This window comes from Mesorhizobium sp. M1A.T.Ca.IN.004.03.1.1, assembly GCF_003997555.1.
Lineage (GTDB): Bacteria > Pseudomonadota > Alphaproteobacteria > Rhizobiales > Rhizobiaceae > Mesorhizobium.
Window position 1 is genome coordinate 166,957 of sequence record NZ_RZTV01000008.1, and the last position, 26,657, is coordinate 193,613.

Annotated in this window: 21 protein-coding genes and 1 pseudogene; 11 read left to right on the plus strand and 11 right to left on the minus strand. The window is 64.0% G+C overall.

All coding sequences use genetic code 11. The features are described 5' to 3' along the window. The first annotated feature begins 36 nt into the window (after positions 1-36). On the plus strand, positions 37-1,020 hold the full coding sequence (gene dgcA / locus EOD29_RS23340; RefSeq protein ID WP_127248010.1) for an N-acetyl-D-Glu racemase DgcA: 984 nt from the start codon (positions 37-39) through the stop codon (positions 1,018-1,020). On the opposite strand, the gene EOD29_RS23345 is transcribed toward dgcA, so the two are convergent. Together EOD29_RS23345 and EOD29_RS23350 are read right to left on the minus strand one after the other, a co-directional pair. Continuing rightward, positions 991-2,205 (minus strand): MFS transporter, encoded by a 1,215-nt coding sequence (locus tag EOD29_RS23345; protein WP_127248011.1) that lies wholly within the window; start codon positions 2,203-2,205, stop codon positions 991-993. The genes dgcA and EOD29_RS23345 overlap by 30 nt on opposite strands. Before the next feature lie 141 nt (positions 2,206-2,346). After that, positions 2,347-3,177 (minus strand): UDP-2,3-diacylglucosamine diphosphatase, encoded by an 831-nt coding sequence (locus tag EOD29_RS23350; RefSeq protein ID WP_127248012.1) that lies wholly within the window; start codon positions 3,175-3,177, stop codon positions 2,347-2,349. Positions 3,178-3,294: 117 nt separating this feature from the next. Here EOD29_RS23350 and EOD29_RS23355 point away from each other — a divergent pair, with 117 nt between their 5' ends. From EOD29_RS23355 to EOD29_RS23365, 3 genes are all read left to right on the plus strand, one after another. Further along, on the plus strand, positions 3,295-4,074 hold the full coding sequence (locus EOD29_RS23355; protein WP_127248013.1) for an SDR family oxidoreductase: 780 nt from the start codon (positions 3,295-3,297) through the stop codon (positions 4,072-4,074). Between the two features lie 161 nt (positions 4,075-4,235). Further along, entirely contained in the window at positions 4,236-6,557 is a 2,322-nt protein-coding gene (locus EOD29_RS23360) for an NADP-dependent malic enzyme (RefSeq protein ID WP_127248014.1), read from the plus strand. A 121-nt stretch (positions 6,558-6,678) separates the two neighbouring features. Continuing rightward, positions 6,679-7,887 (plus strand): DUF2865 domain-containing protein, encoded by a 1,209-nt coding sequence (locus EOD29_RS23365; RefSeq protein ID WP_127248015.1) that lies wholly within the window; start codon positions 6,679-6,681, stop codon positions 7,885-7,887. On the opposite strand, the gene gltX is transcribed toward EOD29_RS23365, so the two are convergent. Next, on the minus strand, positions 7,805-9,178 hold the full coding sequence (gene gltX, locus EOD29_RS23370) for a glutamate--tRNA ligase (protein WP_127248016.1): 1,374 nt from the start codon (positions 9,176-9,178) through the stop codon (positions 7,805-7,807). The two genes, EOD29_RS23365 and gltX, sit on opposite strands and share 83 nt — an antisense overlap. A 722-nt stretch (positions 9,179-9,900) precedes the next feature. Here gltX and EOD29_RS23375 point away from each other — a divergent pair. Further along, positions 9,901-13,692: a vitamin B12-dependent ribonucleotide reductase gene (locus EOD29_RS23375; RefSeq protein ID WP_127248017.1), complete on the plus strand. Its 3,792-nt coding sequence runs from the start codon at positions 9,901-9,903 to the stop codon at positions 13,690-13,692. 158 nt (positions 13,693-13,850) lie between these two features. Then, entirely contained in the window at positions 13,851-14,222 is a 372-nt protein-coding gene (locus tag EOD29_RS23380) for a VOC family protein (protein ID WP_127248018.1), read from the plus strand. A 231-nt stretch (positions 14,223-14,453) separates the two neighbouring features. Here EOD29_RS23380 and EOD29_RS23385 read toward each other — a convergent pair whose 3' ends face one another. The 4 genes from EOD29_RS23385 to EOD29_RS23400 form a co-directional block, all read right to left on the minus strand. Next, positions 14,454-14,936: a DUF2314 domain-containing protein gene (locus tag EOD29_RS23385; RefSeq protein WP_127248019.1), complete on the minus strand. Its 483-nt coding sequence runs from the start codon at positions 14,934-14,936 to the stop codon at positions 14,454-14,456. Positions 14,937-15,074: 138 nt separating this feature from the next. Next, positions 15,075-16,235, minus strand: coding sequence for a GH25 family lysozyme (locus tag EOD29_RS23390; protein ID WP_127217051.1), 1,161 nt, complete (start codon positions 16,233-16,235; stop codon positions 15,075-15,077). 211 nt (positions 16,236-16,446) lie between these two features. Next, entirely contained in the window at positions 16,447-17,232 is a 786-nt protein-coding gene (locus tag EOD29_RS23395) for a phosphodiester glycosidase family protein (RefSeq protein WP_095800824.1), read from the minus strand. Positions 17,233-17,285: 53 nt separating this feature from the next. Next, positions 17,286-18,158 (minus strand): undecaprenyl-diphosphate phosphatase, encoded by an 873-nt coding sequence (locus EOD29_RS23400; RefSeq protein ID WP_066995237.1) that lies wholly within the window; start codon positions 18,156-18,158, stop codon positions 17,286-17,288. A 187-nt stretch (positions 18,159-18,345) separates the two neighbouring features. Between EOD29_RS23400 and EOD29_RS23405 the strand changes: the two genes are divergently transcribed. After that, complete coding sequence (locus EOD29_RS23405) at positions 18,346-19,257, plus strand: hypothetical protein (RefSeq protein ID WP_127217050.1); 912 nt, start codon at positions 18,346-18,348, stop codon at positions 19,255-19,257. A 40-nt stretch (positions 19,258-19,297) separates the two neighbouring features. On the opposite strand, the gene EOD29_RS23410 is transcribed toward EOD29_RS23405, so the two are convergent. The 3 genes from EOD29_RS23410 to EOD29_RS23420 all read right to left on the minus strand — a co-directional run bounded on the left by EOD29_RS23410 (position 19,298) and on the right by EOD29_RS23420 (position 20,440). After that, positions 19,298-19,510 (minus strand): hypothetical protein, encoded by a 213-nt coding sequence (locus EOD29_RS23410; protein WP_067328366.1) that lies wholly within the window; start codon positions 19,508-19,510, stop codon positions 19,298-19,300. A 153-nt stretch (positions 19,511-19,663) separates the two neighbouring features. Next, entirely contained in the window at positions 19,664-20,059 is a 396-nt protein-coding gene (locus EOD29_RS23415) for a GFA family protein (RefSeq protein ID WP_127248045.1), read from the minus strand. A gap of 132 nt (positions 20,060-20,191) precedes the next feature. Then, positions 20,192-20,440: a ParB N-terminal domain-containing protein gene (locus EOD29_RS23420; RefSeq protein ID WP_095800826.1), complete on the minus strand. Its 249-nt coding sequence runs from the start codon at positions 20,438-20,440 to the stop codon at positions 20,192-20,194. Positions 20,441-20,584: 144 nt separating this feature from the next. Here EOD29_RS23420 and EOD29_RS23425 point away from each other — a divergent pair, with 144 nt between their 5' ends. The 4 genes from EOD29_RS23425 to EOD29_RS23445 all read left to right on the plus strand — a co-directional run bounded on the left by EOD29_RS23425 (position 20,585) and on the right by EOD29_RS23445 (position 25,356). Further along, the gene (locus EOD29_RS23425; protein ID WP_127248020.1) at positions 20,585-22,225 is read left to right on the plus strand and encodes a N,N-dimethylformamidase beta subunit family domain-containing protein; all 1,641 of its coding nucleotides are present in this window, start codon (positions 20,585-20,587) and stop codon (positions 22,223-22,225) included. 1 nt (position 22,226) lies between these two features. Continuing rightward, positions 22,227-23,609, plus strand: coding sequence for an aspartate aminotransferase family protein (locus EOD29_RS23430; protein WP_127248021.1), 1,383 nt, complete (start codon positions 22,227-22,229; stop codon positions 23,607-23,609). 224 nt (positions 23,610-23,833) lie between these two features. Continuing rightward, complete coding sequence (locus tag EOD29_RS23440; RefSeq protein WP_164763813.1) at positions 23,834-24,331, plus strand: GNAT family N-acetyltransferase; 498 nt, start codon at positions 23,834-23,836, stop codon at positions 24,329-24,331. Next, positions 24,328-25,356: a histone deacetylase family protein gene (locus EOD29_RS23445; protein ID WP_127248022.1), complete on the plus strand. Its 1,029-nt coding sequence runs from the start codon at positions 24,328-24,330 to the stop codon at positions 25,354-25,356. Before EOD29_RS23440 ends, EOD29_RS23445 begins: the two co-directional genes overlap by 4 nt. A gap of 1 nt (position 25,357) precedes the next feature. Here the strand turns inward: EOD29_RS23445 and EOD29_RS23450 are convergent. Beyond that, positions 25,358-26,628, minus strand: a pseudogene (locus EOD29_RS23450) (cysteine desulfurase-like protein). Positions 26,629-26,657 lie beyond the last annotated feature (29 nt).

Here is a 26,657-nt window from a genome sequence, read left to right on the forward strand (position 1 = left end):
CCGGGAGACCGGGTTGCTCAGCCGGAGAAGAAAAATATGCCGCGTGTCATTTCGGTCGAGGCGGAGCGATTCCCCATCGCGGGCACCTTCACCATATCGCGCGGATCGAAAACCGAGGCCGAAGTCATCACCGTGACGATCGCCGACAACGGACATGTCGGGCGCGGCGAATGCGTGCCCTACAGGCGCTACGGCGAGACGATGGAAGGCGTGCGCGCCGCAATCGAGGCGATGCGCGGCCAGATCATCGATGGCATCGGCCGCACCGCCTTGCTCGCGGCCATGCCGGCCGGAGCGGCCCGCAATGCCATCGACTGCGCCTTGTGGGATCTCGAAGCCAAGCTGGGCGCCAGGCCGGTGGCGGACGCGATCGGGGTCGTTTCGCCTAAGGCGCTTGAAACCGCCTACACGCTGTCGCTCGCCGAACCTGAGGCGATGGCGGCGCAGGCCCGCGCCGCTGCCTCGCGGCCGCTGCTCAAGGTCAAGATCGGCGGCCACAACGACGCGGCAAGGATTCGCGCCGTGACGCAAGCCGCCCCGCAAAGCCGCATCATACTCGATGCCAACGAGGGCTGGACCGATAACAACATCGTCGAGAATCTCGCATTCGCAGCCGAGCACGGCATAGTGCTGATCGAGCAGCCGCTGCCGGCCGGCCGTGATGGCATCTTGCGCGAAATCGCGCATCCCGTGCCGATCTGCGCCGACGAAAGCGTGCACGAGGCGAAGAACCTCGAAGCGCTGGTCGGCCTTTATGACGTCGTCAACATCAAGCTCGACAAAACTGGCGGAATGACCGAAGCGCTGATCCTTCGCGACCGTGCCCGCGACCTGGGTTTCGGCATCATGGTCGGCTGCATGGTCGGCACGTCGCTCGCCATGGCGCCGGCAGTGCTCTTGGCTCAAGGCGCCGATTTCGTCGACCTCGACGGGCCGCTGCTCTTGGCGCACGACCGCGAACCGGGTCTCGTCTACCAGGGCTCGCTGGTCTCACCGCCTCAGCCGGCGCTGTGGGGCTGACCGCGCGGCAAGCCCGATCAGCGCGAGGCCGATGATCGCGATCGGGATCATCGCCAGGAACCCGTCGACGCCAAGATGATCGTAGAGCGGGCCGGAGACCAGGGTGACCGCGGCCATGAAGAAGCCGTTGAAGAAATAGGCGATGCCTTGCGCGGCGCCCGTGCGCTCTTCGGAAACCGTTTCGCCGATCATCTTCTGCAGGCCGATCAGCACCATCGCCACCGAAACCGCATGCAGCGTCTGGACGCCGAAGAAGCCGACGACACCGAGCCCCAGCGGCCAGACCAGCGGAAAGGCGGCCCATCGCAGGATCGAGCCGATGCCGGCGATCACCATCACCCTGACGACGGAAACGGAGGCGAAAATGCGGTTGAAGAACAAGAACATGCAGACCTCGGCAACCACGCCCCAGGCCCACAGCAGGCCCACGACGGAATCGCTGATGCCGATCGACTTCCAGTAGATCGACACGAAGCCGTAAAGAAAGGCGTGGCTGGCGGTGATGATGCCGACACCCAGCGTGAAATAGAGGAAATAGGCGTTGAAGAGGCTTGGCGCCGAATGCTGAATGTCGGTCGCCGATAATGGCGACGCCTTGCGAGGCTTGCCCATCCGCGGCGCCCACAAACCCGCGGCAAGCGCTGCGGCAAGGGCCACAAAGATGATCGCCGGAACTGCTTGCGGGCCGGTGGCCGCCAGGATGAAGCCGCCGACTATATTGGCGCAGAAATAGGAGATCGAACCCCATTTGCGCATGGCGGTGTAGTTGGAGCCGAAGCGGCGGACGCCCGACAGAGCCAGCGAATCGGCCATCGGCGAATGCGGCGTCCAAGGGATCGAAAGCAACAGCGAGATGGCCAGCACGCCCGCATAGGTGGCCGGCAGGAAATAGCCGGCCGAAATGATCATCGTCGCCGCGACCAGCGTGATATAGACATTGGCGCGGTCCTTCGCCCGGTCGGCAAACGCGGTGAGCATCGGGGTCGTCACGACGCGCAGGAACATCGGCGCCGCCAGGATGACGGCGATCTGTTCGGCGTGGAAGCCTTTCGCCTCCAGCCAGAGCGGAAAATAGGGCAGATGGGTCCCCTGCGACACGCACAATGTCGCGAAGATCAGGCTCATGCGCAGTTCGAAATGGGCGGGCTTGACGAGTTGCTCAGGCGAAAGTGGCGGCAGCGACATGAATCGATCCAATTACGCTGCATTCCACGACCGCAACGCGTTTCGATCCCTATCACGCGGCAAGGAGCGGCGGAACCGCCTGGACCAGTCGATCTGGCCAAAGCTGTTGAAAGACAAGCAACCTCGGAGCCGGAAAGGCGCTCAGGCAGCCTTGACCGCCCTGCCCTTGAGATCGATGAGATCGACGCGCACCGGCGCGTCCTTGCCGGCCGGAACTTCGGGCAGCACATGCGCCCAGGTCAGGATCTCCATGCGGCCGTCGAAATGCTCGACCACCGCGGTGCAGCTTTCCACCCAGTCGCCGGTGTTGATGTATTGCACGTCGCCATAACGTTCGATCGCGGCGTGATGGATGTGGCCGCAGATCACGCCGTCGACATGCGAGCGCCGCGCTTCCTCGGAGAGCACCGTCTGGAACGATCCGATGAAGTTCACCGCCTTCTTCACCTTGACCTTCGCCCAGGAAGAGAACGACCAGTAAGGCAGGCTGAGCAGGTGGCGCAGTCTCGTCACGAGGCGATTGACCAGCATTGCCGTGTCATAGGCGTAGTCGCCGAGGTAAGCGAGCCAGCGCTGATTGTGCACCACAGTGTCGAACTGGTCGCCATGAATGACGAGAAGCCGCCTGCCGTCGGCGGTCTCATGAATGGCGCGGTCGGCAACGACGATGCCGCCGAAATGCACGCCCTGGAACTGGCGGGCGAACTCGTCGTGGTTGCCGGCGATGTAGGTGATCGAGGCGCCTTTGCGCGCCTTGCGCAGCAATTTCTGCACCACGTCGTTATGGCTCTGCGGCCAATGCCAGCTGCGCCGCAGGCGCCAGCCGTCGACGATGTCGCCGACCAGGTAGATGGTATCGGCGTCATGGTGGCGCAGGAAATCGATCAGGAAATCGGCCTTGGCCGCTTTCGAGCCGAGATGCACGTCGGAAATGAACATGGTGCGAAAAGTGCGGGGCTCTGGACCGGACATCGCGATTTCCACCTTTCTTTGGCGTGCTATGCCTCGATTCATGCAACAACCGTATGACGGTTGCGGTTGGTCCAGCCCAGGCGCTAGCTTGCCGCCCTCGAAAAAGGAGAAATCACCATGGATCTCGGCATTCGCGGCAAGAAGGCCATCGTCTGCGCCTCGAGCAAGGGACTGGGGCGCGGCTGCGCGATTGCGCTGGCCGAAGCCGGCGTCGACCTTGTCGTCAACGGCCGCAACGCCGAGCTGTTGGCGAAGACGGCGCAGGAAATCCGCGAAAAATTCGGCGTCGAGGTGATCGAGATCGCGGGCGACGTCTCGAAGCCGGAAGTGCAGAAGGCATTGCTTGCCGCCTGCCCCGCCCCCGACCTCCTGGTCAACAACAATGGCGGCCCGCCGCTTCGCGATTTCCGCGAGCTCGACCGCGCGAAAATCCTCGAAGGCGTGACGCAGAACATGGTGACGCCGATCGAGCTGATTCAGGCGGTCATCGACGGTATGGCCAAACGCGGCTTCGGCCGCATCGTCAACATCACATCGCTGTCGGTCTATGTGCCGATCCCGGGCCTCGACCTGTCGTCGGGCGCCCGCGCCGGCCTGACCTCGTTCCTTGCCGGCGTGGCCCGCACGGTGATCGACCGAAACGTCACCATCAACAGCCTGTTGCCCGGCAAGCTCGACACCGACCGGTTGCGTGGCCCGCACGAAGCCGGCACGCCGGAAGACCCCGCAGCGGCCGCCGCGCGCAAGGCCCGCATCAGCGCCGACGTACCGGCAAAGCGCCTCGGCACGCCGGAAGAGTTCGGCCAGATCTGCGCCTTCCTGTGCTCGGTTCATGCCGGCTATCTCACTGGACAGAACATCCCGGTCGACGGCGGCCTCTACGTCAGTGCGTTCTGACGAGCTTCGTCGATCCGCCGCAAGTTTCCGAGCCAACAGGCTGAAATGGATTGATTATCTTCGCCTCGGCATCGTGAATGCCAGGGCCGACATTTGGCGTCGCGAAGAATCGCCGCTGCATGCTAAAAGGCTCGAAAGCAAGAAGCGCAGGAGGGCCGCGAATGGACGGCGAGAGCAAGAAAACGGCCCGATCGGACCTCGATGAGGCCGCGCTCTTCTTCCACAAGCACCCCACCCCGGGAAAGCTCGAGATCCAGGCGACCAAGCCGCTGGGCAACCAGCGCGACCTCGCGCTTGCCTATTCGCCGGGCGTTGCCGCTCCTTGTCTCGAGATCCGGGACGATCCCGCGGCCGCCGCCGACTACACGGCGCGCGCCAACCTCGTCGGCGTTGTCTCCAACGGCTCGGCGGTGCTTGGGCTGGGCAATATCGGCCCGCTCGCCTCCAAGCCGGTGATGGAAGGCAAGGCGGTGCTGTTCAAGAAATTCGCCGGCATCGACGTCTTCGACATCGAGATCGATGCTCCCGAGATCGAGCGCATGGTCGAGACGGTGGCCGCGCTCGAGCCGACCTTCGGCGGCATCAATCTCGAGGACATCAAGGCGCCTGAATGCTTCGAGGTCGAGGAGCGGCTGAAGGCCCGCATGGGCATTCCGGTTTTCCATGACGACCAGCATGGCACGGCAATCATCGTCGCCGCCGCGGTGCTCAACGGGCTGGAATTCGCCGGCAAATCGATCTCCGACATCAAGATCGTCACGTCCGGCGCGGGCGCTGCGGCGCTCGCCTGCCTCAACCTTTTGGTCTCGCTCGGGGCCAAGGTCGAAAACATCTGGGTCACCGATCGTTTCGGCGTCGCCTACAAAGGCCGAGTCGAGGAGATGGACCGCTGGAAAGACCCTTATGTGAAGGACACCCAGGCGCGCACGCTGACCGATGTCATCCCCGGCGCCGACGTCTTTCTCGGCCTCTCCGCCGCCGGCGTGCTGAAGCCAGAACTCCTGCAGCACATGGCGCCGAAGCCGCTGATCCTGGCGCTCGCCAATCCGACGCCGGAGATCATGCCTGAGGTGGCGCGCGCGGCACGGCCCGACGCCATGATCTGCACCGGGCGCTCCGATTTTCCCAATCAAGTCAATAACGTGCTCTGCTTTCCTTACATCTTCCGCGGCGCGCTGGATTGCGGGGCGAGCGCCATCAACGAGGAGATGAAGATGGCCGCGGTCAGAGCGATCGCGGCGCTGGCCCGCGAGGAGCCATCGGACGTCGCCGCCCGCGCCTATTCCGGCGAGACGCCGGTCTTCGGCCCGGACTTCCTGATCCCCTCGCCCTTCGATCCGCGTCTCATCCTGCGCATCGCGCCGGCGGTGGCGAAAGCCGCCTGCGACACCGGTGTGGCGACGCGGCCGATCTCCGATTTCGCGGCCTATGTCGACAAGCTCAACCGCTTCGTCTTCCGCTCTGGCCTGGTGATGAAACCGGTGTTCTCCTCGGCCAAGGCCGCCAGCGCCAAGCGCGTCATCTACGCCGACGGCGAGGACGAGCGCGTGCTGCGGGCGGCACAGGTGGTCCTGGAGGAAGGCATCGCCGAGCCGATCCTGATCGGCCGTCCGCATGTCGTGGAAGTCAGGCTGAAGCGCTACGGCCTGCGCATCCGGCCGGGCGTCGATTTCGGGTTGATCAACCCGGAGGACGATCCGCGCTACCGGCACTATGTCGATCTCCTGATCGAGCTCGCCGGGCGCCGCGGTATAACGACGGAAGCCGCCCGCACCATGGTGCGCACCAACAACACGGTGATCGCCGCGCTTGCGTTGAAGCGCGGCGATGCGGATGCGATGATTTGCGGGCTTGAAGGCCGCTTCGAGCGACATCTGCGCAATGTCACGCTGATCATCGGGCCGCGTCCCGGCATCAAGGACCGCGATCTCTCGACGCTGTCGATGCTGATCTCGCAGCGCGGCATCATCTTCCTCACTGACACCCATGTCTCCGTCGATCCGACGGCGGAGGAGATCGCCGAGATGACGGTGCTGGCGGCGGAAGAAATCCAGCGCTTCGGCATCGAGCCGAAGGCAGCATTGCTGTCGCATTCGGATTTCGGCTCGCGCGATTCGCCCGGCGCGCTCAAGATGCGCGAGGCCGCTGCCATCCTCGCCCGCATCGCGCCGGAGCTGCAGTGCGATGGCGAGATGCATGCCGACTCGGCTCTTTCCGAGCATCTGCGCCAGCGCGTCTACCCGCATTCGCGGCTGAAAGGGGAAGCCAATCTGCTGGTGTTCCCGAACCTCGATTCGGCCAACATCACGCTGACGGCGCTGCGTGCCATGATGGACGCGCTGCATGTCGGGCCGATCCTGCTCGGCACCGACAAGCCCGCGCACATCCTGACCCCTTCTGTGACGTCGCGCGGCGTGGTCAACATGACGGCACTGGCGGTGGTCGAGGCGGCGCACAAGGCGCAGGCGCTCGCCCCGATCTGAGTTCAGGGTGAGCTCTGGGTTGTGCGAGCTCGCGCCAGCGGAATTGTGTTTGGCTAGTAAGCTAGGGAACAGTTAAGCACGAACGCGGTAGCCTTCCACAGGCAATCGGGATTCCAGGCGGATGAAGGGGTTGAAGCTGACGCACCTTGCTGCGCTGCTTGCAGTGTTGGCGGCGTCGGCTGTCGCTGTGACGGAGCCGCAGGCCGCTTCTCGCACCTGCCGCCAGCTCGAAGCGGAGCTTGCAGCCACGCGCGGCGGTGGCGGCGGTCCGGGACTGATCCGCAAATATGACGACGCGATCGCCCGCCAGCGCGAGCAGCTGGCCAAGGCGCGCGGCCGCGCCGGTGATGCCAATTGCGGCTTCGCGCTGTTTTCGCGCAATGCCGGCCAATGCGCGGCGATCAATGCCTCGATAGAGCGTATGAACGCCAATCTCGACATCTTGCAGGCCAAGCGCCAGCGGCTGGCCGGCGGCGGCACGCGGCGCGACCGCAGCCGCATTCTTGCGGCGCTCGACGCCAATGGCTGCCGCGATGATGAAGTCGAGCCGCCTCGCGCCCCGATCCAGGACGCCGCCCGCAACAATGGTGGCGGCAATCTGTTCGAGCAGCTCTTCGGCCGTGGCGACGAGGAGATCGATACGCTCGACACGCCTGAAGCGCTTCCGCCAGACGATCCCAGCGCGCGCAACATCCGCCGGGTGATCAACCAACCCGACGGCATGGACCTGCCGAGGGTGAACGGCGAGTTCCGCACCGTCTGCATGCGCACCTGCGACGGCTATTTCTTCCCGATGTCGAACGCCGCCTCTGTTGGCGATTTCGAGCGCGATCAGAAGAATTGCGAATCGAGCTGCCCCGGCACCGAGATGCAGGTCTTCTACACGCGCGGCATGGACGATGACGCCGGCAACATGACGTCCTCGGCGACCGGCCGTCCTTACAGCGAGCTGCCGACGGCCTATCTCTACAAGCAGGCCAACTACTCGCGGCCGCCGCAATGCGGCTGCGACGCCCAGGCCGAAAACTTCTCGATCATAGGCGGTAATCCGCCCAATCCGGAGCAGCCGCAGCCGGACAGCGGGGTGACGACCCTCGTGCCGGCGCCGGCGGCCAAGCTCGATGCTGGCGCCGATCCCGAAACGCTCGCCAACGCTGCAGGTGGGCTCGACCGCGCGGCTATCAAGCAGCTGACCGCCAAGGTGCCGGAGTCACCGGTTTCGGCCCTGCCGCCGGAACAGCGCAAGGTCAGGGTCGTCGGGCCAGCGTTCCTTCCCGACCCATCAGCGGCAATAGATCTGCAAGCTCCGGCCCCGAAGACCGCCCGGTAAGGGCAAGCCGCAGCGGCATGAACAGCGGCTTGCCCTTGCGGCCCGTCGCTTCCCTGATCTTGCCGGTCCAATCCTTCCAGACCGTGCCGTTCCAAGGCTCTTCCGGCAACAGGTCGAACGCCTGGTGGAGGAAGTCACGGTCCTCGCCGGAAAATTCCGCCGGCTCCTGCGGCCCGTCGCTCAGGATTCGCCACCAGGCGACAGCGTCGGACAAACGGTCGATGTTGCCGCGCACCGCGAGCCAGAAGGGCTCGGCCCTGTCGCCGGAAATGCCAAGCACAATCAGCCGGTCGCGCGCCTCCTCGAACGGCATTTGGTGCATCAGCGTGCGATTGAGCACGAAAAGCTCGTCGGGATCGAACTTGGCGGCAGACTTGGATGTCGCGGCCGGGTCGAAATGGCTGGCGAGCTCGTTGAGATCGTGCGCTGCCGTGACATTTTCCGATGTGCCGACGAGCACGGCAAGCGAGGCGACAGCCATCGGCTCGATGCCGTCCTCCCGCAGGCTTTCTATCGACAGCGCGCCGGTGCGCTTCGACAGCCCCTCACCCGACACGGTGGTCAAGAGATTGTGGTGCCCGAACACCGGCGGCTCAGCGCCCAGCGCCTGGAACAAGGCGATCTGCACGCCGGTGTTGGTGACGTGGTCGTCGCCGCGTATGACATGGGTGACGCCCATCTCGATGTCGTCGACTACCGAAGGCAGTGTGTAGAGATAAGTGCCGTCCTCACGCACCAGGACCGGGTCCGACAGTGAGGCGAGATCGACGGTCTCCTCGCCGCGCACAAGGTCGTTCCAGTGCACCTCGGTCCGCTCCGGCTGCAGCGGGTCGCCGGCGAAGTTCGGCAAAAGAAAGCGCCAATGCGGCCGGCGCCCGTCGGATTCGTATTCGGCCACCTGCTCCGGCGTCAGCGTCAACGCCTCGCGGCCATAGACCGGCGGCAGGCCGCGCGTGCGGCGCACCTTGCGGCGCAGGTCGAGCTCCTCCGGCGTTTCGTAGCAGGCATAAAGCACGCGCGCCGCCTTCAGCCGCTCCACCGCGGCGTCATAGACTTCAAAGCGACGCGACTGGTATTCGGTAACGTCGGGAAAAATGCCGAGCCAATGCAGGTCATAGAGAATTGAATCGGCGAATTCCTGCGTCGAACGGGCAACGTCTGTATCGTCGAAGCGCTGGATGTAGCGGCCCTTGTTGTTCATGGCGAAAAGCCAGTTGAACAGCGCGGTGCGGGCATTGCCGATGTGGATGCGGCCGGTCGGCGACGGGGCGAAACGAACGGTAACTGTCATGAGCGGGGCGTAGCGAATGCTTCCAGGCTTGACAAGACACGCCCCCGCGCAGGGCAACAGATAGTGCAAGCCAGCTAAAATGAAAAGCCGCCCGTCGGGCCGGGCTCCGGGCAACCCGACGAACCGTCCGCAAGGACCGTCAAATAAAGGCTTTTCGATGCGCCTTTCTGTCCCCGTTATCCACATATGTGACACACAACATGTTGGGGTCACAAAACCTATAAAAACGAATCCTTGACGGGTCAGAACGAGTCGCTTTTTATAGGCCATGCGCTCCTGTTGCGGGCGTGACCGGAGAGTTCAGAGGCCGGTCTTTTTTCCCGGATATTGTGCGTTTTGCCCACATTTCCGCCCGTTCACGAGGCCGGCGGAAGCGTTGGGAATGATGGGGCTTGGGTGGGCGAAAGGGAGAATTGTCGGGCTGGAAAAAATGATCTGCAAACACTATATTTAGTGTTTGCAGGCAGGCTCGACCCTAGATAGTGTGAACCTCCCTCTTCCGAGGGAATCGACAAAAGTTTCAGTTTTGAGGGACCCGCGGGTCGGCCTGCAGCCTGGGTGAGCGCCTGGAAGGGCGTTTGCTTGTCTGCACGGTGTTGCCCGCGACGAGGAGAATGCCGGCGTCGCCTGCGATGCCGGCAAACGGCGGACCGTGCTTTTCGCCTGGCGGGGCAGCAATCCCTAGGGAAAAGCGCTATATGTAGACAAAAGGGACCGGACCAATGCGCATCGAGCGTCGCTTCACCAAGCCAGACCAAGCAGGTCAAGAAGGGGTAGCTTACGCGGAGATCGAATTCCGCAAGGCTCTGTCGGAGATCAAGAATCCCGACGGCTCGGTGGTGTTCCGCCTCGACAACATCGATGTGCCGGCGCAGTTCAGCCAGGTCGCGGCCGACATCCTGGCCCAAAAATATTTCCGCAAGGCCGGCGTCCCGGCGCGCCTGAAGAAGGTCGAGGAGAACGACGTCCCCTCCTTCCTGTGGCGTTCGGTTGCCGACGAGGCCGAACTCGCCAAGCTCCCCGAGGCCGAGCGCTATGGTTCGGAAACCGATGCTCGCCAGGTCTTCGACCGGCTGTCCGGCACCTGGACCTATTGGGGCTGGAAGGGCGGCTACTTCAAGTCCGAAGAAGATGCCCGCGCTTTCCGCGACGAGCTTGCCTATATGCTGGCCACTCAGCGCGTGGCGCCGAACTCGCCGCAATGGTTCAACACCGGCCTGCACTGGGCCTATGGCATCGACGGGCCGAGCCAGGGTCACTTCTATGTCGACCCCTTCACCGGCAGGCTGACCAAGTCGAAGTCGGCTTACGAGCATCCGCAGCCGCATGCCTGCTTCATCCAGAGCGTTCAGGACGACCTCGTCAACGAGGGCGGCATCATGGACCTGTGGGTGCGTGAGGCGCGCCTGTTCAAATACGGCTCCGGCACCGGCTCGAACTTCTCGATGCTGCGCGGCGAAGGCGAGAAGCTGTCCGGCGGCGGCCGCTCGTCCGGCCTGATGAGCTTCCTCAAGATCGGTGACCGCGCGGCCGGCGCCATCAAGTCAGGCGGCACGACGCGCCGCGCCGCCAAGATGGTCATCGTCGACGCCGACCATCCCGACATCGAGGACTTCATCGACTGGAAGGTCAATGAAGAGCAGAAGGTCGCCTCGCTGGTGACCGGCTCGAAGATCGTCAAGAAGCACCTCGAAGCGATCATGAAGGCCTGCGTCAATTGCGAAGGCAATGGCGACGACTGCTTCGATCCGGCCCTCAACACCGCGCTGAAGCGCGAGATCAAGGCGGCCAAGAAGGACGCCGTGCCGGAGAACTACATCTATCGCGTCATCCAGTTCGCCCGCCAGGGCTACACCTCGATGTCGTTCAAGACCTACGACACCGACTGGGACTCTGACGCCTATCTCACTGTTTCCGGCCAGAACTCCAACAACTCGGTGTCGCTGAAGGACAATTTCCTGCGCGCCGTCGAGGCCGACGGCGACTGGCAGCTCACCGCCCGCAAGGACGGCAAGGTGCTGAAGACGCTTAAGGCGCGGGATCTCTGGGAAAAGATCGGTTATGCCGCCTGGGCGTCCGCCGATCCCGGCCTGCATTTCAACACGACGATGAACGACTGGCACACCTGCGCCTCCGCCGGTGCGATCCGGGCCTCCAACCCGTGCTCGGAATACATGTTCCTCGACGACACGGCCTGCAACCTCGCCTCGATCAACCTCCTGCCCTACCGCAAGGAAGACGGCACGATCGACATCGCCGCCTACGAGCACACCGTTCGGCTGTGGACCGTCGTGCTCGAGATCTCGGTGATGATGGCGCAGTTCCCGTCGAAGGAGATCGCCAAGCTCTCCTACGACTACCGCACGCTCGGCCTTGGCTACGCCAATATCGGCGGCCTGTTGATGACGTCCGGCATTCCCTACGACTCCGACGAGGGCCGCGCGATCTGCGCCGCGCTCACCGCCATCATGACCGGAACCGCCTATGCGACCTCGGCCGAAATGGCCTCCGAGCTCGGCGCCTTCCCGGACTATGACCGCAACGCCCAGAACATGCTGCGCGTCATGCGCAACCACCGCCGCGCCGCCTATGGCGACAAGGACGGCTACGAGAGGCTCGCCGTCAATCCGGTGCCACTGGTCGCCTCCGACCTGAAGCAGCAGGCACTGGCCGAGCATGCCCGCGCCGCCTGGGACCGCGCCATCGAGCTCGGCGAGGAGCATGGCTATCGCAACGCGCAGGCGACCGTCATCGCGCCGACCGGCACGATCGGCCTGGTCATGGACTGTGACACCACCGGCATCGAACCCGACTTCGCGCTGGTGAAGTTCAAGAAGCTCGCCGGCGGCGGCTACTTCAAGATCATCAACCGCGCGGTGCCGGAAGCACTGCGCACGCTCGGCTATTCCGAAAGCCAGATCGCCGAGATCGAGGCCTATGCCGTCGGCCATGGCAACCTCAACCAGGCGCCCGGCATCAACCCGTCTTCGCTGAAGGCCAAGGGCTTCACCGATGACAAGATCGCGGCGCTGAATGCGGCGCTGAAGTCGGCCTTCGACATCAAGTTCGTGTTCAACCAGTGGACGCTCGGCGCCGATTGGGTGAAAGAGACGCTCGGCTTCACCGACGAGCAGCTTTCCGACTTCTCCTTCGAGATGCTGCCGGCGCTGGGCTTCTCCAAGAAGGACATCGACGCCGCCAACATCCATGTCTGCGGTGCGATGACGCTCGAAGGGGCACCGTTCCTCAAGGCCGAGCACCTGCCGGTGTTCGACTGCGCCAGCCCCTGCGGCAAGATCGGCAAGCGCTCGCTGTCGATCCAGAGCCACATCCTGATGATGGCGGCGGCGCAGCCCTTCATCTCGGGCGCCATTTCCAAGACCATCAACATGCCGAACGAGGCGACGGTCGAGGACGCCAAGAACGCCTACATGCTGTCCTGGAAGCTGGCGCTGAAGGCCAACGCGCTCTATCGCGACGGCTCGAAGCTGTCGCAGCCGCTCAATGCCTCGCTGCTCGCCGACGGCGAGGAGGACGAGGACGAGGCGGTCGAGCAGCTGATTGCGGCGCCCGCCGCGCAGCGCGCCGTGCAGGTGACGGAAAAGATCGTCGAGCGCGTCATCGAGCGTCTCTACCGCGACCGCGAGAAGCTGCCGAACCGCCGCAAGGGCTACACGCAGAAGGCGGTCGTCGGCGGCCACAAGGTGTATCTCAGGACCGGCGAGTTCGACGACGGCCGCCTCGGCGAGATCTTCATCGACATGCACAAGGAAGGTGCTGCCTTCCGCGCCATGATGAACAACTTCGCCATCGCCATCTCGCTCGGCCTGCAATATGGCGTGCCGCTCGACGAATATGTCGAGGCCTTCACCTTCACCAAGTTCGAGCCGGCCGGCATGGTGCAGGGCAACGACGCGATCAAGAACGCGACGTCGATCCTCGACTACGTGTTCCGCGAGCTTGCCGTCTCCTATCTCGGCCGCCACGACCTCGCGCATGTCGATCAGTCGGACTTCGACAAGACGGCGCTCGGCCGCGGCATCACCGAAGGCAAGGCGACGCCGTTCTCCAAGGGCCTCTATCGCGGTGCCTCGCCGGTGAAGCTGGTGTCGGCTGCCGGTTCAGACCCCAAGGGTTTTGGCGGCTCAGCCCCGACGACGGCCCCTGCCCGCGCAGCGCCCACCGCCTTCGCCGGCTCCAACGTGCTGGCGTTGAAGCCTGCAAGCGACGAGGCCCTTGCCTACAAGCGCGACTATGAGGAGCGCGCCAGGGAACTGGCCGAGGAGATGGTGGAAGAGGAAGCCGAGGCCGCCGGCGGCGCCGAGGCGCTCTTCACCGACGCCGCCGCCAACGAGGCCGCCGAGGCCAAGAAGCTAGCCGCCACCCGTCGCCAGCAGTCCTTGCTCCAGGGTTACACCGGCAACGAATGTTCGGAGTGCCACAACTTCACCATGGTGCGGAACGGCACCTGCGAGAAGTGCGACACGTGCGGTGCGACGAGCGGGTGCAGCTGAGGCCCGATGCCGCCAAGGCTGACAGTCGGCGAAGTTATTCGCAAGCTGGTGGCCGATGGCTGATCTGGTTGCAACCAAAGGCAGCCATCGCCAATATAGATCAAAGCCGGCCGCGTCACCGTGGCCGGCCGCACTGGCCTGATTGTCCAAGAGCTTCTATGATCGACCACATCACCATCGAAGTGAGCGACCTCGCGAAGAGCAAGCTCTTCTATGAACAGGCTTTCGCGCCCTTGGGCTATCGCCTCTCCTTCGGTAAGGAAGGCGTGTTCTGGGCCTTCGATGTCGGCAATGGCTGCCTGTTCGAGATCCAGAGCACGGGCGAGACGCCGCCGCTCACCCATCTGCACGTCGCCTTCAGGGTGAAGAGCAAGGTGGAGGTCGATACGTTCTACCGCGCGGCGCTTGAGGCGGGTGCTGCGGACCACGGCGCGCCCGGGCCGCGTCCGCATTATGCCGAGAACTACTACGCCTGCTTCGTGCTTGATCCCGACGGTTACAACATCGAGGCGATGATCAACGAGGCGTGACGGGCGATGCCCTTCGGCTTCGTCATTCTAGGGCGGAGCAAGGAGCGAAGCGACGCAGCGCAGACCCTAGAATCCATGCCGTTACATCAAGGCGCTGCGGCGTTTCAGAATTCTGCACGCTGCGCCCTACGGCAATGGTCACGGCATGGGTCCTCGGGTCAAGCCCGAGGACGACGAAAGCGCGATGGACGGCCTCTCCTCAGCTCTTGTGGGGAGAAGGGAGCGCCGCCTTCAATCCTTGAACGTGATCCCGTATTTCGCGGCCTGTTCCTTCGGCATGTCGGCCAGCGCCCGGCGTACCGTGTAGCCACCATAGACGTCGCTGCCGTTGCGGATCATCCAGTCTTCGACATCGGCCTCGGCAACCGTCATGCGGTCGCCCATCTTGTACTGGTTGCCGTTGACGGGCTTGTCGGCCAGCAATCCGACGAAGCGGCCGTCGCTGAAAGCCACAAGCTGCATCCAGATATGCTCGGTGGCGCCGTTCTGGGTCAGCGGGAACTTGACCGTATAGGTGCCAGGCGTGCGGGCGGCCATCAACTCATGGAAGCGGGGTAGCGTCGAGTGGCCCTTGGCCTTAGCGCCCTGCATCGCCTCGTCGGTGGTTGAATAGGCGACCACATTGGCGTTGGGCGTATTGCTGCGCAGGTGCGAATTGAAAAATCCGTAGCCGACGGCGGCCACCACAGCGGCAGTGACAATCAGTTTGCGCATAGACCCCTCCAAGACGCGATCACGAACACGTTACCGGAAGGCCGTTGCCGCGCCGCTAAGGGAGACGGTGAGTCGATGGTTAGAGAAATCCTGAAATTACCGTCGATCGCCGCCCCGCGCCGGGTGAAGCATACGGCCTCAATTCGCGTCGGCTACCACCTCGCCGCCGCCCAGCCACCTGCGCCACTGCCGCTCGTCGCCGTGGAAGACATTGAGGTCGATGCGGCCGCTCACGCCATGCGACAGGCCGGAGCCCGAATATTGCCAGAACAGCCAGTTGCGGCCCGGATAGACCTTTGACGGATGGGCGGCCACCGCGCGCAGCCAGAACGGATAGTCGAGAAATGCACCACGCAGATTGTCGCGATAAAAATCCGGCGACGTGTAGATGATGGGCCGCTGGCCGTAGTGGCGCTCCAGCTTGTCCATGAACACCTGCATCTTCTCCAGCACCTTCTGGCGCGAAGGCCGGCGCTTGCAGGAGGACTCGCCGTTCCACTCGACATCGATGACCGGCGGCAGCGCGCCCTGGACTCGCGGCACGTTGCGGATGAACCAGTCGGCCTGCTCGCCGGCGGTGCGGCACCAGTAGAAGAAATGATAGGCGCCGCGCTTCAGCCCGGCGGCATCGGCGCCGCGCCAGTTTTTCATGAACATCGGATCGAGATGGTCGCCGCCGTCGGTCGCCTTGATGTAGGCGAAGTTGGCGCCCTGGGCGCGCAGCTTTTGCCAGTTGATATTGCCCTGCCAGCGCGACACGTCGACGCCATGGACGGCAAGGTGCCTGGGCGAGGCGCGGCCGAAATTGATCGGCTTGGCATCGCGAAAGGCATAGCGGGTAACAGGGCCAGCCAGCATCGCGGGCGCTGCGCGGGACAGCCGCTTCGGCGGCGAGACGAGTGCTGCGGCCTCGACCGGAGGCTCGACCGTATCCGGCAGGTCCGGCGCCGGGAATGCCACCGTCTCTTCCTCGGCCAAGCCAAAGGGACGCGAATTCTCGACGTCAAGACGCGAGTTCTCGCCCCCTGGACGCGCGTTGTCCTCGTCAACACGAGCATTCTGGTCGCCAGGCAGCGATGCCGGCGGCCTGATGCGCGCGGCGCCCGCCATGGAAACGGTCTCCACCGTCATCGCAGCGTCGGCGGTCTTCACTGCCTTCGTTACCGGCGCGCTCGGCCGCACGACCGAACTGGTCGTCTCGTTCGACGGCATCTGCAAGGCATCAACGCCCGAGGTAGACGAGCAGCCGGCAAGGCAAAGCCCTGCAAGCACGAAACTGACGACGCCAAAAATCCGCATCTTGACCTGTACGCAAAACAAAACAGACCGAGGGCCGAAACAGCGCCGCCGGAAGCCCCATTCCTAATGAGAAATTACCAACAAAGTTTGAATCAAAATTTACCTTTGGTTCGGCGGGGCGATTCGCCAGGCAAGCCGACAATAAAAGCTCCGCCTTTGTTTCCACGCAATTTCCGAACGGCACACCGCTTCTCGGTTTTCCTCGAATTGCTCAGCGCCTGAACACGCCGATCATCGGCCCGAGATTCCAGAAATCGTCGTTGCGGCCAATAGCCGGCGCATAGAGGCTGGAGATCGACCCGTCGAGGAAGAGCGCGTTGGGACAGTCGAGCTCGTCGCGGAACAGGCGCGCGAATTCGTGGAAAGTCACCACGTCGTTCGAGATGGCGAAGACGACGACGCCGTCGCCACGCACGCCGACGCCATCGCGGATTTTTCGCGAAGGGCTGTCGGCCTGGAATTTCGGATGCAGCTTTCCGTCGATCACCAGCATCGGCCCGGACTGGGTGGCATAGTCCACCTTCGGGGAACGCTTCAGATAATCCTTCGTCGCGCGAACGCCGGCCTTGCCGTCGCTAAGATAGAAGACGCCGTTGGGCTGCATCGAGAAATTGCCGGAGCCGGCCCCGGTCTTCGCCGACGCGATCTGCTGCCCGCGCTCGACATAGAGACCGACAGGCGCGAGATTGGGATGGTACATGCCGGCATTGATGCCGAAGAGCATGGTGCGTCCGGCCGCCTGCTGCGCGCTTCGAAGATTGTGCAGCGACTGGTAGAGCTTGCCGTCGGGATCCTTCCAGAACAGCTCGATCGAGTAATGCTTCGGGTCCGTCTCGCAGACGAGATAGGTCGCGGTCTCGAAGGTGTGATTGCGGCACGGCGGCAGCGCTGCGACCCATTGGCTGAGCCCCAGGCCCGCACCGACTACTGCCGGCACCGCCGATTTCACCAGCGCTGCCAGCAACGGCAGCGATTGCAGCAGCGTTGCAATGTCCATAGCGCACCCGAAGCAAGGTTCAGGTGCCGGTATAGCGGATTCGGTGAAAGCCTCTAGCTCAGCCAGCCGACGGCGACGCCGATCAGCAGCACGACGCCGAGCAGGCCGCGATAGATGACGAAGGGCCAGGCGGAAAAGCGCTCGAGCACGCGCATCAGTCCCCATATGGCGAAGAAGGCGGAAATCGAAGCGACGACGAGGCCGACCGCCAGGACCGACCAGCCATAAGCGCCGAGGTGAATCTTGTGCAGTTCCCAAAGCTCCTTCAGGCCTGCCAACGCGATGGCCGGCAGGCCGAGCAGGAAGGAAAGCCGCGCCGCCTCCGGGCGGGCATAGCCAAGACCCAGCGCCGCCGTCAGCGTCGATCCCGAGCGCGACACGCCGGGAATGAGCGCGCCGACCTGGGCCACGCCGACGAGCAAGGCGTCGAGCACGGACACCTTGTCCAGGGTCAGCCTGTGGCGGGCATAGATTTCCGACAGCGCAAGCAGCACGGCCATGGCGATGCAGGCCCAGCCGATCACGGCCAGCCCGCGCAACGGCGAGTTGCAGGCATTGAGCACGCTGGATAGCGCGAGGCCGGCGATGACGATCGGAACGGTGGCAAGCACGATGCCGATCGCCAGGCGGAAATAGCGGTTGGCATAGTCGCGGCGCGTGAGCGCCGCCAGCGACCCCACCGCGACTTCCCTGACGTCGCTCCAGAAATAGCTGATCACCGCGGCAAGGGCCGCGAGTTGCATAGCCGCAGAAAAGGCCGAGCCCGGGTCCTGCCAGCCAAGCACGGCGGGCACGACGCGCATATGCGCCGTCGAAGAGATCGGCAGCAGTTCGGTGATGCCTTGCACGATGCCGAGAAACGCCACCTTGGCGTAGCCCAGGCTGACAAAGCCGGTGTCCAATCCCTGCGTGCAGACGTCCGTCATCCCTGTCCTTTCCCCGGCGAAAAATGAATTGTTATGCGCAAAGCCCCTCAAGGGCAGGCTTAGCCTCATGGTACGGCGAAGCCAATTCACGGATTTGTAAGGTGCCGCTTATCCTGCTTGACAACAGGCGCTTCCATATTATCATGCGCTAATCTTACACTGTAAGGCAGATCGGAGGAGGACTAGCATGTCGACTGCCGCCCTCTCGGAACTGCAGCCGGTCGTCCCGCCGGTGTCGCACCATCCGGAAATCGGGATCGAGGAGGTCTCGCGTGATTTGAGCCGCGCCATCGAGCGCGCAGAGGTCAATGCCTGGCTCGATCTCTACGATGCCGCGCCCACGGAATTCGCCGCGCGGCACGGCTTGTCGCTCGCCCGCGACGGCGACCTCGTCTGGACCACCTGCACGACGATCCCGTTCATCCATTTCAACTGCGTGAAGAACATCGGCGTCGACGGCCCGGCCACGGAAGATCAGCTCGATTCGCTGCTGGCGCATTACCGCGCTGCCGGCATCTTGCGGCCGTGGTTCTGCACAAGCCCGCACACCGAGCCTTCCCGGCTGCGCTGCTGGCTGGAAGCGCGCGGGCTCCAGCATCAGAGCGGCTGGGAACGAATTTTTCGCGACGCAACGCCGCTGCCTGCCGAGCCGCTGTTCCCGGCAGACGATCTGTCGGTCGAAGAGGTTACGTCCAAGACCGCTCCCGAATGGGCCTCCTTCATCGATGCGAAGTACAGGCTGCCCACCTCGCCCTGGCTCATGGCGCTGGTCGGCCGCGAGGGTTGGCGTCACTACATGCTGAAACGCGATGGCGCCGTGGCTGCCGTGCGTTCAATGTTCATCTCGGATGGCGCCGCCTGGAGCGGGATCGACGCCCCGGTGCCTGGCATCATGGAGCCGAGCTTCGACCTCGACGCCATGCTTGGCGAAAGGCTGGTCCGCGACGGCATAGCCGCCGGCGCAAGACTGTTCGTCGCCGACATCGAGGCGCCGCGCCCCGAACGCGACGGTCCGGCCTACCGCAACTACGCCCGGCTCGGCTACAAAATCGCCTATCTCCGCAGTCATTACAGCTATTTGCCGGCGTATTCGAGCTGATCGGAAAGATCTAAAGCGCGTCAGTTCGGCGCGACGCGCTTTAGCGGTACAGCCATTGCTTCAGGCAGCTTCTGGCCACGATATGCGCCGGCGGCAGCACCGGCTGGTCGAAGCGGGAATCGTCGGCAGCCCTGTCGCGAGCCTTTTCCAAGAGCAGGCGAAGCTCGGCCGGGCGCACGCGGTCTCGCTCCATCACGAGTTGGATCATCGGGTCGTTCAAAAGCTCGTCCAGGGGGTTGCTGCTCTCGCTCATCCGTCGCCTCCTCGATGCCTTCCCGCGTGGCGCTTTAGATAGGCAGCCAATGATGGCCCGCCAATGACGCTTTGCCGGCTATCTCGTGAATCGAAGATGAAATTTTTGTGCAGGCATTCTTCCTTCTCCCATTGTTGTGGGAGAACGGAAACTCTATGCCGGCGGTGCCCCCTCATATTGCGGCAGGCCGTCATCCAGCCGCACCCAAGGCTGCTTCGAAGCGGTCCAGAAATGCATGTTGGGCTTGAACGCGGACGGATCGTCGAGCGAGCCGGATGTGACGCCGAGAATGCCCCTGGAGTCACGTCGCGAAAAGATCGTCGTGCCGCAAGCCGGGCAGAAGCCACGCTTGAGGTCCGGCGAGGAATTGACCGTCGCCACCGGCCCCTCGATCGTGACATCATCGATGCGAAACAGGAGCCGCGCATTGAAGGCGGCGCCGATCGCCTTCTGGCACAGCCGGCAATGGCAGACGCGCTCGTTGATTGGTTCGGCCTCGGCGCGATCGCGCACTGCGCCGCACAGGCATCCGCCCTGGTATTTCGCCATTTCCAAGTACCCGATTGACAGGAAGGCCGGCACGGTAGCGGCGAACATCGCAGCGTCAATTAAAAAGCATTGATAGGACGCGATCGCTCACGGTGATGCAGGGGCCGACACGGCAACCGATAGGGAATGGCGTCAGTGGCGGCGCGCCTGGACGAGATAGGCGTCGATCTCGGTTTCGCCGAGCCATTTGGCGGCTTCCAGCCGGTGCAGCCCCTCGATCAGGACATGGCGCTTGCCGTCGTGGCGCACCTGGATCGGGGTCTTCATGCCGTTCTCGAGGATATCCTCGGCAAGATGGCGCACCGTCTCCGGATGCAGCGTCTTGCGCCTCGCCATCGGCACATAGATGTCGTCGACCTTGACCCTTTGCACGCGCAGCATCTTGGCTCCCGGCGTTCAAACATCGCCTGAAGATCAAATAAGCCGTTTGCCGGATAAGGCCAAGCGCCTGCTGGCCCGATCGTTTCCATTTGACGCTTGGCCGTCCTACGGTCTCAATGGCGACCTCTTGGTTTCGGTTTTTCCATGACGCAACGGCCCGCCGACTTTCCCGATTTCGGACTGACGCCCGAGCAGCGCCGGGAGGCGGTGCGCGGGCATTATTACGAGTGGCCCGGCATGGATGGCTCGAGCGGCGAGATCTGGTGCTACAGCGACCGCTTTTCCTATCGTCCGGGCGAGACGGTGACGATTTTCGTCAGCTCGACGGCCCCGCAATTCAGGATTGTCATCGTCCGCGACGGCGGCGATGAAACCAAGGTCTTCGATGGGTCGGGACTGTCGGCGCGCTGGCAGGAAACGCCCGAGCAATGTTCGGTCGACGGCTGCGGCTGGGAAGCCTCGTTCGAATTCCGCATCGGCGATGACTGGCCGTCGGGAGCTTACCGTGTCAGGCTTTCGGCTGAAGGGCCGGACGGCACGCCGATCGAGAGCCACCACCTCTTCATCGTCGCGCCCCTGCCCGGCCGCAAGCCTGGTCGCCTGCTGCAGATCGCCGCGACCGGCACCTGGCTCGCCTATAACACCTGGGGCGGCTCCAACCACTATCAGGGCATCACCGGCCCGAACCGCGACCGATATGCCACGATGGTCTCCACGCAGCGCCCTTGGTGCCGCGGCTTCGTCGTGCTGCCCAAGGATGCACCGCGCGTGCCCCTGGAAGTCGCTGTGCCGCCGAAGACCGTGCCGCGTTATCCGCATATGGAATGGGCCTTTGCCACGGGACATTCGAAGAAATACGCGTCTTCCGGCTGGGCAAGCTACGACAGCCATTTCTTCCGCTTTGCCGAACGCGCCGGATATCAGGTCGACCTCGCCAGCCAGCACGAGCTGCACTTCTCGCCGGAAATCCTCGACGGCTATGATTGCGTCGTCTTCGTCGGCCACGACGAATACTGGACCTGGGAGATGCGCGACGCGGTGGACGCTTATGTCGAGCGCGGTGGCCACGCGGCGCGCTTCGCCGGCAATTTCATGTGGCAGACCAGGCTGGAGGACGAGGGCCGACGCCAGGTTTGCTACAAATACCGGGCGCGGGCCGAAGACCCGGCCTATCGCGGCGGCGACATCACCCGCGCCACCAATTCCTGGGAAGCGCCGGAGATCGGCCGTCCGGGCAGCGCTACCTTCGGCCTCAACGCGACGCGTGGCGTCTATGCCGGCTGGGGCGGCTGCGTGCCGCGCGGTGTGCGCGGCTTCCCGGTCTACCGCCCCGAGCACTGGGCCTTCGCCGGCACCGGCATCTATTATGGCGACCTGCTTGGCGCCGATAGCCATGTCTATGGCTATGAGGTCGACGGGCTCGATTTCGAAATACGCGGCGGCCTGCCGTACCCGACTGAAGAGAGCGGCGCGCCGGACGGCTTGCAGGTGCTGGCCGTCGGCCTAGCGAGTCAGGTCGAGGAAAGCGCCGACATTCCGATCGAAGACCAGTTCCTCACCGACGAGGACGGCCGCTTCACCGCCGAGACTTTGTTCGGCGAGGCCAGCGACGCCAATCTCGATAAGGTCAAGCGCGGCAACGGCATGATCGTCAATTTCCCGCGCGGCAAGGGCGAAGTCTTCCACGCCGGAAGCTGCGAATGGGTCGCCGGCCTGCTAAGGCAGGACGCGATGGTCGAACGCGTCACCAAGAATGTTCTCGACCGCTATCTCGGAAAGTCCTGACATGCCGACACCGGAAGTGCAGCCCTCGCCTGAAGCCGAAGCGCGGCCGCCGTCGCATTTGTTCTATCTCTCCAGCCTGCGCCGGCCACTCGTCGACCGCGCCGAGGGCATCTATTTCTGGACCAAGGACGGCCGCCGCTTCATCGACGGTTCAAGCGGACCGATGGTCGCCAATATCGGCCATTCCAACCGCAACGTGCTCGACGCCATGAAGCGGCAGATGGACAAGACCACCTTCGCCTATCGGCTTCATTTCGAGAACGAACCGGCGGAAGAACTGGCGCGGGCACTGGCTCACAAGCTGCCCGAAGGCATGGACCGCATCTTCTTCGTCTCGGGCGGCTCGGAAGCGACCGAATCCTGCATCAAACTCGCCCGGCAATGGGCGGTCGCCACCGGGCAGCCGAAGCGCTGGAAGGTGATCACCCGCTTCCCGTCCTATCACGGTGGCACGCTGGGTTCGCTCGCCATCACCGGCGACGACGCGCTTGCCGAGACTTTTACGCCGTTGATGCGGGTGATGCCGACGGTGCCGGCGCCGGCTGCCTGGCGCGATCGCGACAACCTCTCGATGGAGCAGCGCGGCATCCGTTATGCCGACATGCTCGAAGACAAGATACAGGCCGAGGGCCCGGAAAGCGTGCTCGCCTTCATCATGGAGCCCGTCGGCGGCGCGGCAACGGCAGCCCTTGTCGCGCCCGACAGCTACTATGCGCGCATCCGCGAGATATGCGACCGCTACGGCATCCTGCTCATCCATGACGAGGTGATGAGCGGTGCCGGCCGCACCGGTAAATTTTTGGGCGGCGACCATTGGAACTGCAAGCCGGACATCGTCGCGCTGTCAAAAGGGCTGGGCTCCGGCTATGCGCCGCTCGGCGCGCTGGCGGCTCCCATGCGGCTCGTCGAGCCGCTGCTCGCCTCGGGCGGCTTCCAGCACGGCCACACCTACGCCGGCAATCCGCTTGCCTGTGCGGCCGGCCTTGCGGTGCTGAGCGAAATGGACCGGCTCGATCTCATCGCCAACGCCGCGACCATGGGCGATGTGCTGATCGCAGAGTTGAAGGCGTTGCAGAAGCGTTTCCCTTTCATCGCCGACGTGCGCGGCAAGGGCTTGCTGCTCGGCGCCGAGATGGTCGCCGATCCGGAGGCGCTGACGCCGATCGCGCCGGCGAAAAAGGCAACGCAGCGCCTGCTCGACCACGCCTATGCGCGCGGCCTGATCATCTATGGCCGCAAGGTCAAGGGGGGCGTCGACGGCGACAATTTCATGGTGGCGCCGCCGATGATCATCACGCGCGAGCAGATCGGCGAGATGATCGCCATCATCGGCGACTCGCTCGAGGCGCTGGCGGAAGAACTCGACCTGCCGGTGGCAGGCTGAGGGTGAAATGGCGCTTTGAGACGTCCTGAGATGTTCGCGATCCTTCGCACCCGCCTCTGGCCTGCCGGCCATCTCCCCCGCAAGGGGAGAGATCCGATGTCCCTGTCGCTTTCGCCAATCGCCGACGTTGCAGGAACCGCGCCGTCGGTGCACCTGCTGATCTCCCCCGTTGCGGGGGAGATGTCCGGCGGGACAGAGGGGGGTGCCCGGGCGCCATACTTGTCGTGAGCACAATTATCCTCCGCCCCGGCCAAATCGAGGATGCCGAAACCATCCATGCCGCCTTGCTGCGCCTCGGTACCCACATCGGCGCGCATCAAGAGATCACCTCGACACCGGATGACCTCCGCCGCTACGGCTTCGGCGCAAAGCCCGCCTTTTCGACCTTGATCGCCGAGGTCGACGGCGAGTTCGCCGGGCTCTGCCTGCACTTCCCGATCTTTTCGACCTGGATGGGCCGGCCCGGGGTCTTTGTGCAGGACCTCTATGTCGAGGACCGCTTTCGCGGCCGCCGCATCGGTGAGAAGCTGTTGCGGCGCGTGGCCAAGGAGTGTCGCGCTGCACGCGGCGTCTATCTCAGGCTCTCCGTCGACACCGATAACGAAACCGCGAAGACCTTCTATGAAAAGCTCGGCATCGGCTGGTCGAGCTACGAGCAGGTGCACAAGATTGTCGGCGAGGCCTTTTTTGCCTTTGCCGACGCGCCGGAGGACGAACGATGAAAGCCTTCTATGCCGAGGAACAGAAGCGCCATGACCCGAAGGCCTTCCTTTCCAGCGGCGCGCCGCAGCCCAATCCGGAAAAGCCGGAACGGGTCGAGAGATTGCTAGCCGGCGCAAGATCGGCCGGTGTGACGATCGAACGGCCCAACGACCATGGCCTTGGGCCGATCGCCGCCGTGCATACGCCCGAATATCTCGACTTTCTCGAGCACATCTTCGCGCGCTGGCAACGCATCGATGGCGCCTCGGCGGAGGTCATCCCGAACATCCATCCAATCGGCCGCGGCGGCTCCTATCCGGCCTCGGCGGTCGGCCAGGCCGGCTATCATATGGCCGACACAGCCTGCCCGATCTCGGCAGAGACCTGGAACAGTGCGCTCTGGAGCGCCTGGAGCGCAGTGGAAGCCGCCGAAGCCGTGATGGCCGGCGCGACGGCGGCTTACGCGCTCTGCCGCCCGCCTGGCCATCACGCCTTTGCCGACGTGGCGGGCGGCTTCTGCTTCATCAACAATTCGGCGGTCGCCGCGCAGGTGCTGAGAAAGGACGCGGGACGCGTCGCCATACTCGATGTCGACCTGCATCACGGCAACGGCACGCAGGGAATCTTTTACGCCCGGCCGGATGTTCTGACCGTCTCGCTGCATGCCGATCCGGTGCGCTTCTATCCCTTCTTCTGGGGCAATGCCAACGAGCGCGGCGAAGGGGCGGGCCTCGGCTACAACCTCAACCTGCCGCTGCCGCGCAAATCCGGCGACGCGGCCTATCTGGAAGGGTTGGAAACAGCCTTCCGGCGCATCCGCGCCTTCGCGCCGGAAGCGCTGGTTGTCGCGCTCGGGCTCGACGCATTCGAAGGCGATCCGTTCGGAGGCCTTTCGGTGACGACGCCCGGCTTCGCGCGCATCGGCGAGGCGATCGCCGGCCTTGGCCTGCCGACGGTCATCGTCCAGGAGGGCGGCTACCTCTGCGATGCGCTCGGCGACAACCTCACCGCTTTCCTGACCGGCTTTGGCGGGAAGAAAGGATAGTTCAGGCGCGCTCCTGCCTCAGCATTGCAATGACGCGATGTACGCTTTCCAGCGTCTCGTCGATCTCTGCGGCTGTGTTGTAATGCGCGATGCCGATGCGCACGACGCCCTGCTCCGGCGGAATGCCGAGTTGGTGGACGATCTCCCATGCATAGTTGTGGCCGGACCACAGGAAGATGTTCTCGGCATTCATCTGTCGCACGATCGTTTCCGGCGCGATGCCCTCTACCGTGAAGGAAATTGTCGGCACGCGATCGCCGAAACGTTCCGGGTCGGTGATGCCGCGGATGGTCAATCCCTCGATGTTCGACAGGCCCTCGATCAACTGCCGGGCGAGCGTATTCTCGTAAGCGATCGACACTTCGAAGGCTCTCGCTATCCGCTGCCGCCGCGAACCGCCCTCGCCGGCTGCGGCGCCGAGATCGGCGAAGTAGTCGACCGCTGCGGTCAACCCAGCCATCAGCTCGATCTGCGGCGTGCCGAGCTCGAACCTTTCCGGCAGGTGGTTGGACGAGCAGCGGCATTTGTAGGGTTTCAGCGCATCGATGACGTCGCGGCGGCCCCACAATATACCCATATGCGGCCCGAAGAATTTTTATAGGCCGAGCAGACCAGGAAATCGCAGCCCAGCGCCTGAAGGTCGATCAGCCCGTGCGGCGCGAATTGCACCGCGTCGACACAGACCAGCGCCCCGGCCTGCTTGGCGAGTGCCGTCAGCTCGCTCACGCGGTTGATCGAGCCGGTGAGGTTCGAGGCATAGTTCAGCGCCACAAGCCGCGTCCTTTCCGAAAGCAGCGCCTTCAGCCGCGCTTCCTCGACCTGCCAGCTCTTGTCGTCGAAGGGCAGGAAACGCACGACAAGGCCGAGATCCTCTGCAAGCTGCAGCCAGGGCGAGACATTGCCCTCGTGGTCCATGCGCGTGAGGATGATCTCGTCGCCCGGCTTCATCGTCCGGCCGAGTGTGCGCGACATGTGGTAGGTCAGCGTCGTCATATTGGCGCCGATGATGATTTCCTCGACGCTTGCCGCACCGAGAAAATCGGCCATCGCCGCATGCGCATCATCGACCACCTGCTGCGCCGCGACCGTCGTTTCGAAGAAGCCGCCGAGGTTGGCGTTTGTCGTTAGCAGGCAGCGCGAGACCGCATCCGCCACCGCCTGCGGCACCTGGGTTCCGGCGGGATTGTCGAGATAGATGCGACGGCGGCCCTTGTCGGTCAGCGAAAGTGCTGGAAACCGTCCGCGCACGAGCTCTATCGGAAAATCTGCCATCGCCTCCATCCCTTCGTCCTTCTCAATGA

Bases quoted from the DNA above. Each gene is read 5' to 3' on its own strand.
- dgcA (WP_127248010.1), top strand. From the start codon at position 37: ATGCCGCGTGTCATTTCGGTCGAGGCGGAGCGATTCCCCATCGCGGGC.
- EOD29_RS23345 (WP_127248011.1), bottom strand. From the start codon at position 2,205: ATGTCGCTGCCGCCACTTTCGCCTGAGCAACTCGTCAAGCCCGCCCAT.
- EOD29_RS23350 (WP_127248012.1), bottom strand. From the start codon at position 3,177: ATGTCCGGTCCAGAGCCCCGCACTTTTCGCACCATGTTCATTTCCGAC.
- EOD29_RS23355 (WP_127248013.1), top strand. From the start codon at position 3,295: ATGGATCTCGGCATTCGCGGCAAGAAGGCCATCGTCTGCGCCTCGAGC.
- EOD29_RS23360 (WP_127248014.1), top strand. From the start codon at position 4,236: ATGGACGGCGAGAGCAAGAAAACGGCCCGATCGGACCTCGATGAGGCC.
- EOD29_RS23365 (WP_127248015.1), top strand. From the start codon at position 6,679: ATGAAGGGGTTGAAGCTGACGCACCTTGCTGCGCTGCTTGCAGTGTTG.
- gltX (WP_127248016.1), bottom strand. From the start codon at position 9,178: ATGACAGTTACCGTTCGTTTCGCCCCGTCGCCGACCGGCCGCATCCAC.
- EOD29_RS23375 (WP_127248017.1), top strand. From the start codon at position 9,901: ATGCGCATCGAGCGTCGCTTCACCAAGCCAGACCAAGCAGGTCAAGAA.
- EOD29_RS23380 (WP_127248018.1), top strand. From the start codon at position 13,851: ATGATCGACCACATCACCATCGAAGTGAGCGACCTCGCGAAGAGCAAG.
- EOD29_RS23385 (WP_127248019.1), bottom strand. From the start codon at position 14,936: ATGCGCAAACTGATTGTCACTGCCGCTGTGGTGGCCGCCGTCGGCTAC.
- EOD29_RS23390 (WP_127217051.1), bottom strand. From the start codon at position 16,235: ATGCGGATTTTTGGCGTCGTCAGTTTCGTGCTTGCAGGGCTTTGCCTT.
- EOD29_RS23395 (WP_095800824.1), bottom strand. From the start codon at position 17,232: ATGGACATTGCAACGCTGCTGCAATCGCTGCCGTTGCTGGCAGCGCTG.
- EOD29_RS23400 (WP_066995237.1), bottom strand. From the start codon at position 18,158: ATGACGGACGTCTGCACGCAGGGATTGGACACCGGCTTTGTCAGCCTG.
- EOD29_RS23405 (WP_127217050.1), top strand. From the start codon at position 18,346: ATGTCGACTGCCGCCCTCTCGGAACTGCAGCCGGTCGTCCCGCCGGTG.
- EOD29_RS23410 (WP_067328366.1), bottom strand. From the start codon at position 19,510: ATGAGCGAGAGCAGCAACCCCCTGGACGAGCTTTTGAACGACCCGATG.
- EOD29_RS23415 (WP_127248045.1), bottom strand. From the start codon at position 20,059: ATGGCGAAATACCAGGGCGGATGCCTGTGCGGCGCAGTGCGCGATCGC.
- EOD29_RS23420 (WP_095800826.1), bottom strand. From the start codon at position 20,440: ATGCTGCGCGTGCAAAGGGTCAAGGTCGACGACATCTATGTGCCGATG.
- EOD29_RS23425 (WP_127248020.1), top strand. From the start codon at position 20,585: ATGACGCAACGGCCCGCCGACTTTCCCGATTTCGGACTGACGCCCGAG.
- EOD29_RS23430 (WP_127248021.1), top strand. From the start codon at position 22,227: ATGCCGACACCGGAAGTGCAGCCCTCGCCTGAAGCCGAAGCGCGGCCG.
- EOD29_RS23445 (WP_127248022.1), top strand. From the start codon at position 24,328: ATGAAAGCCTTCTATGCCGAGGAACAGAAGCGCCATGACCCGAAGGCC.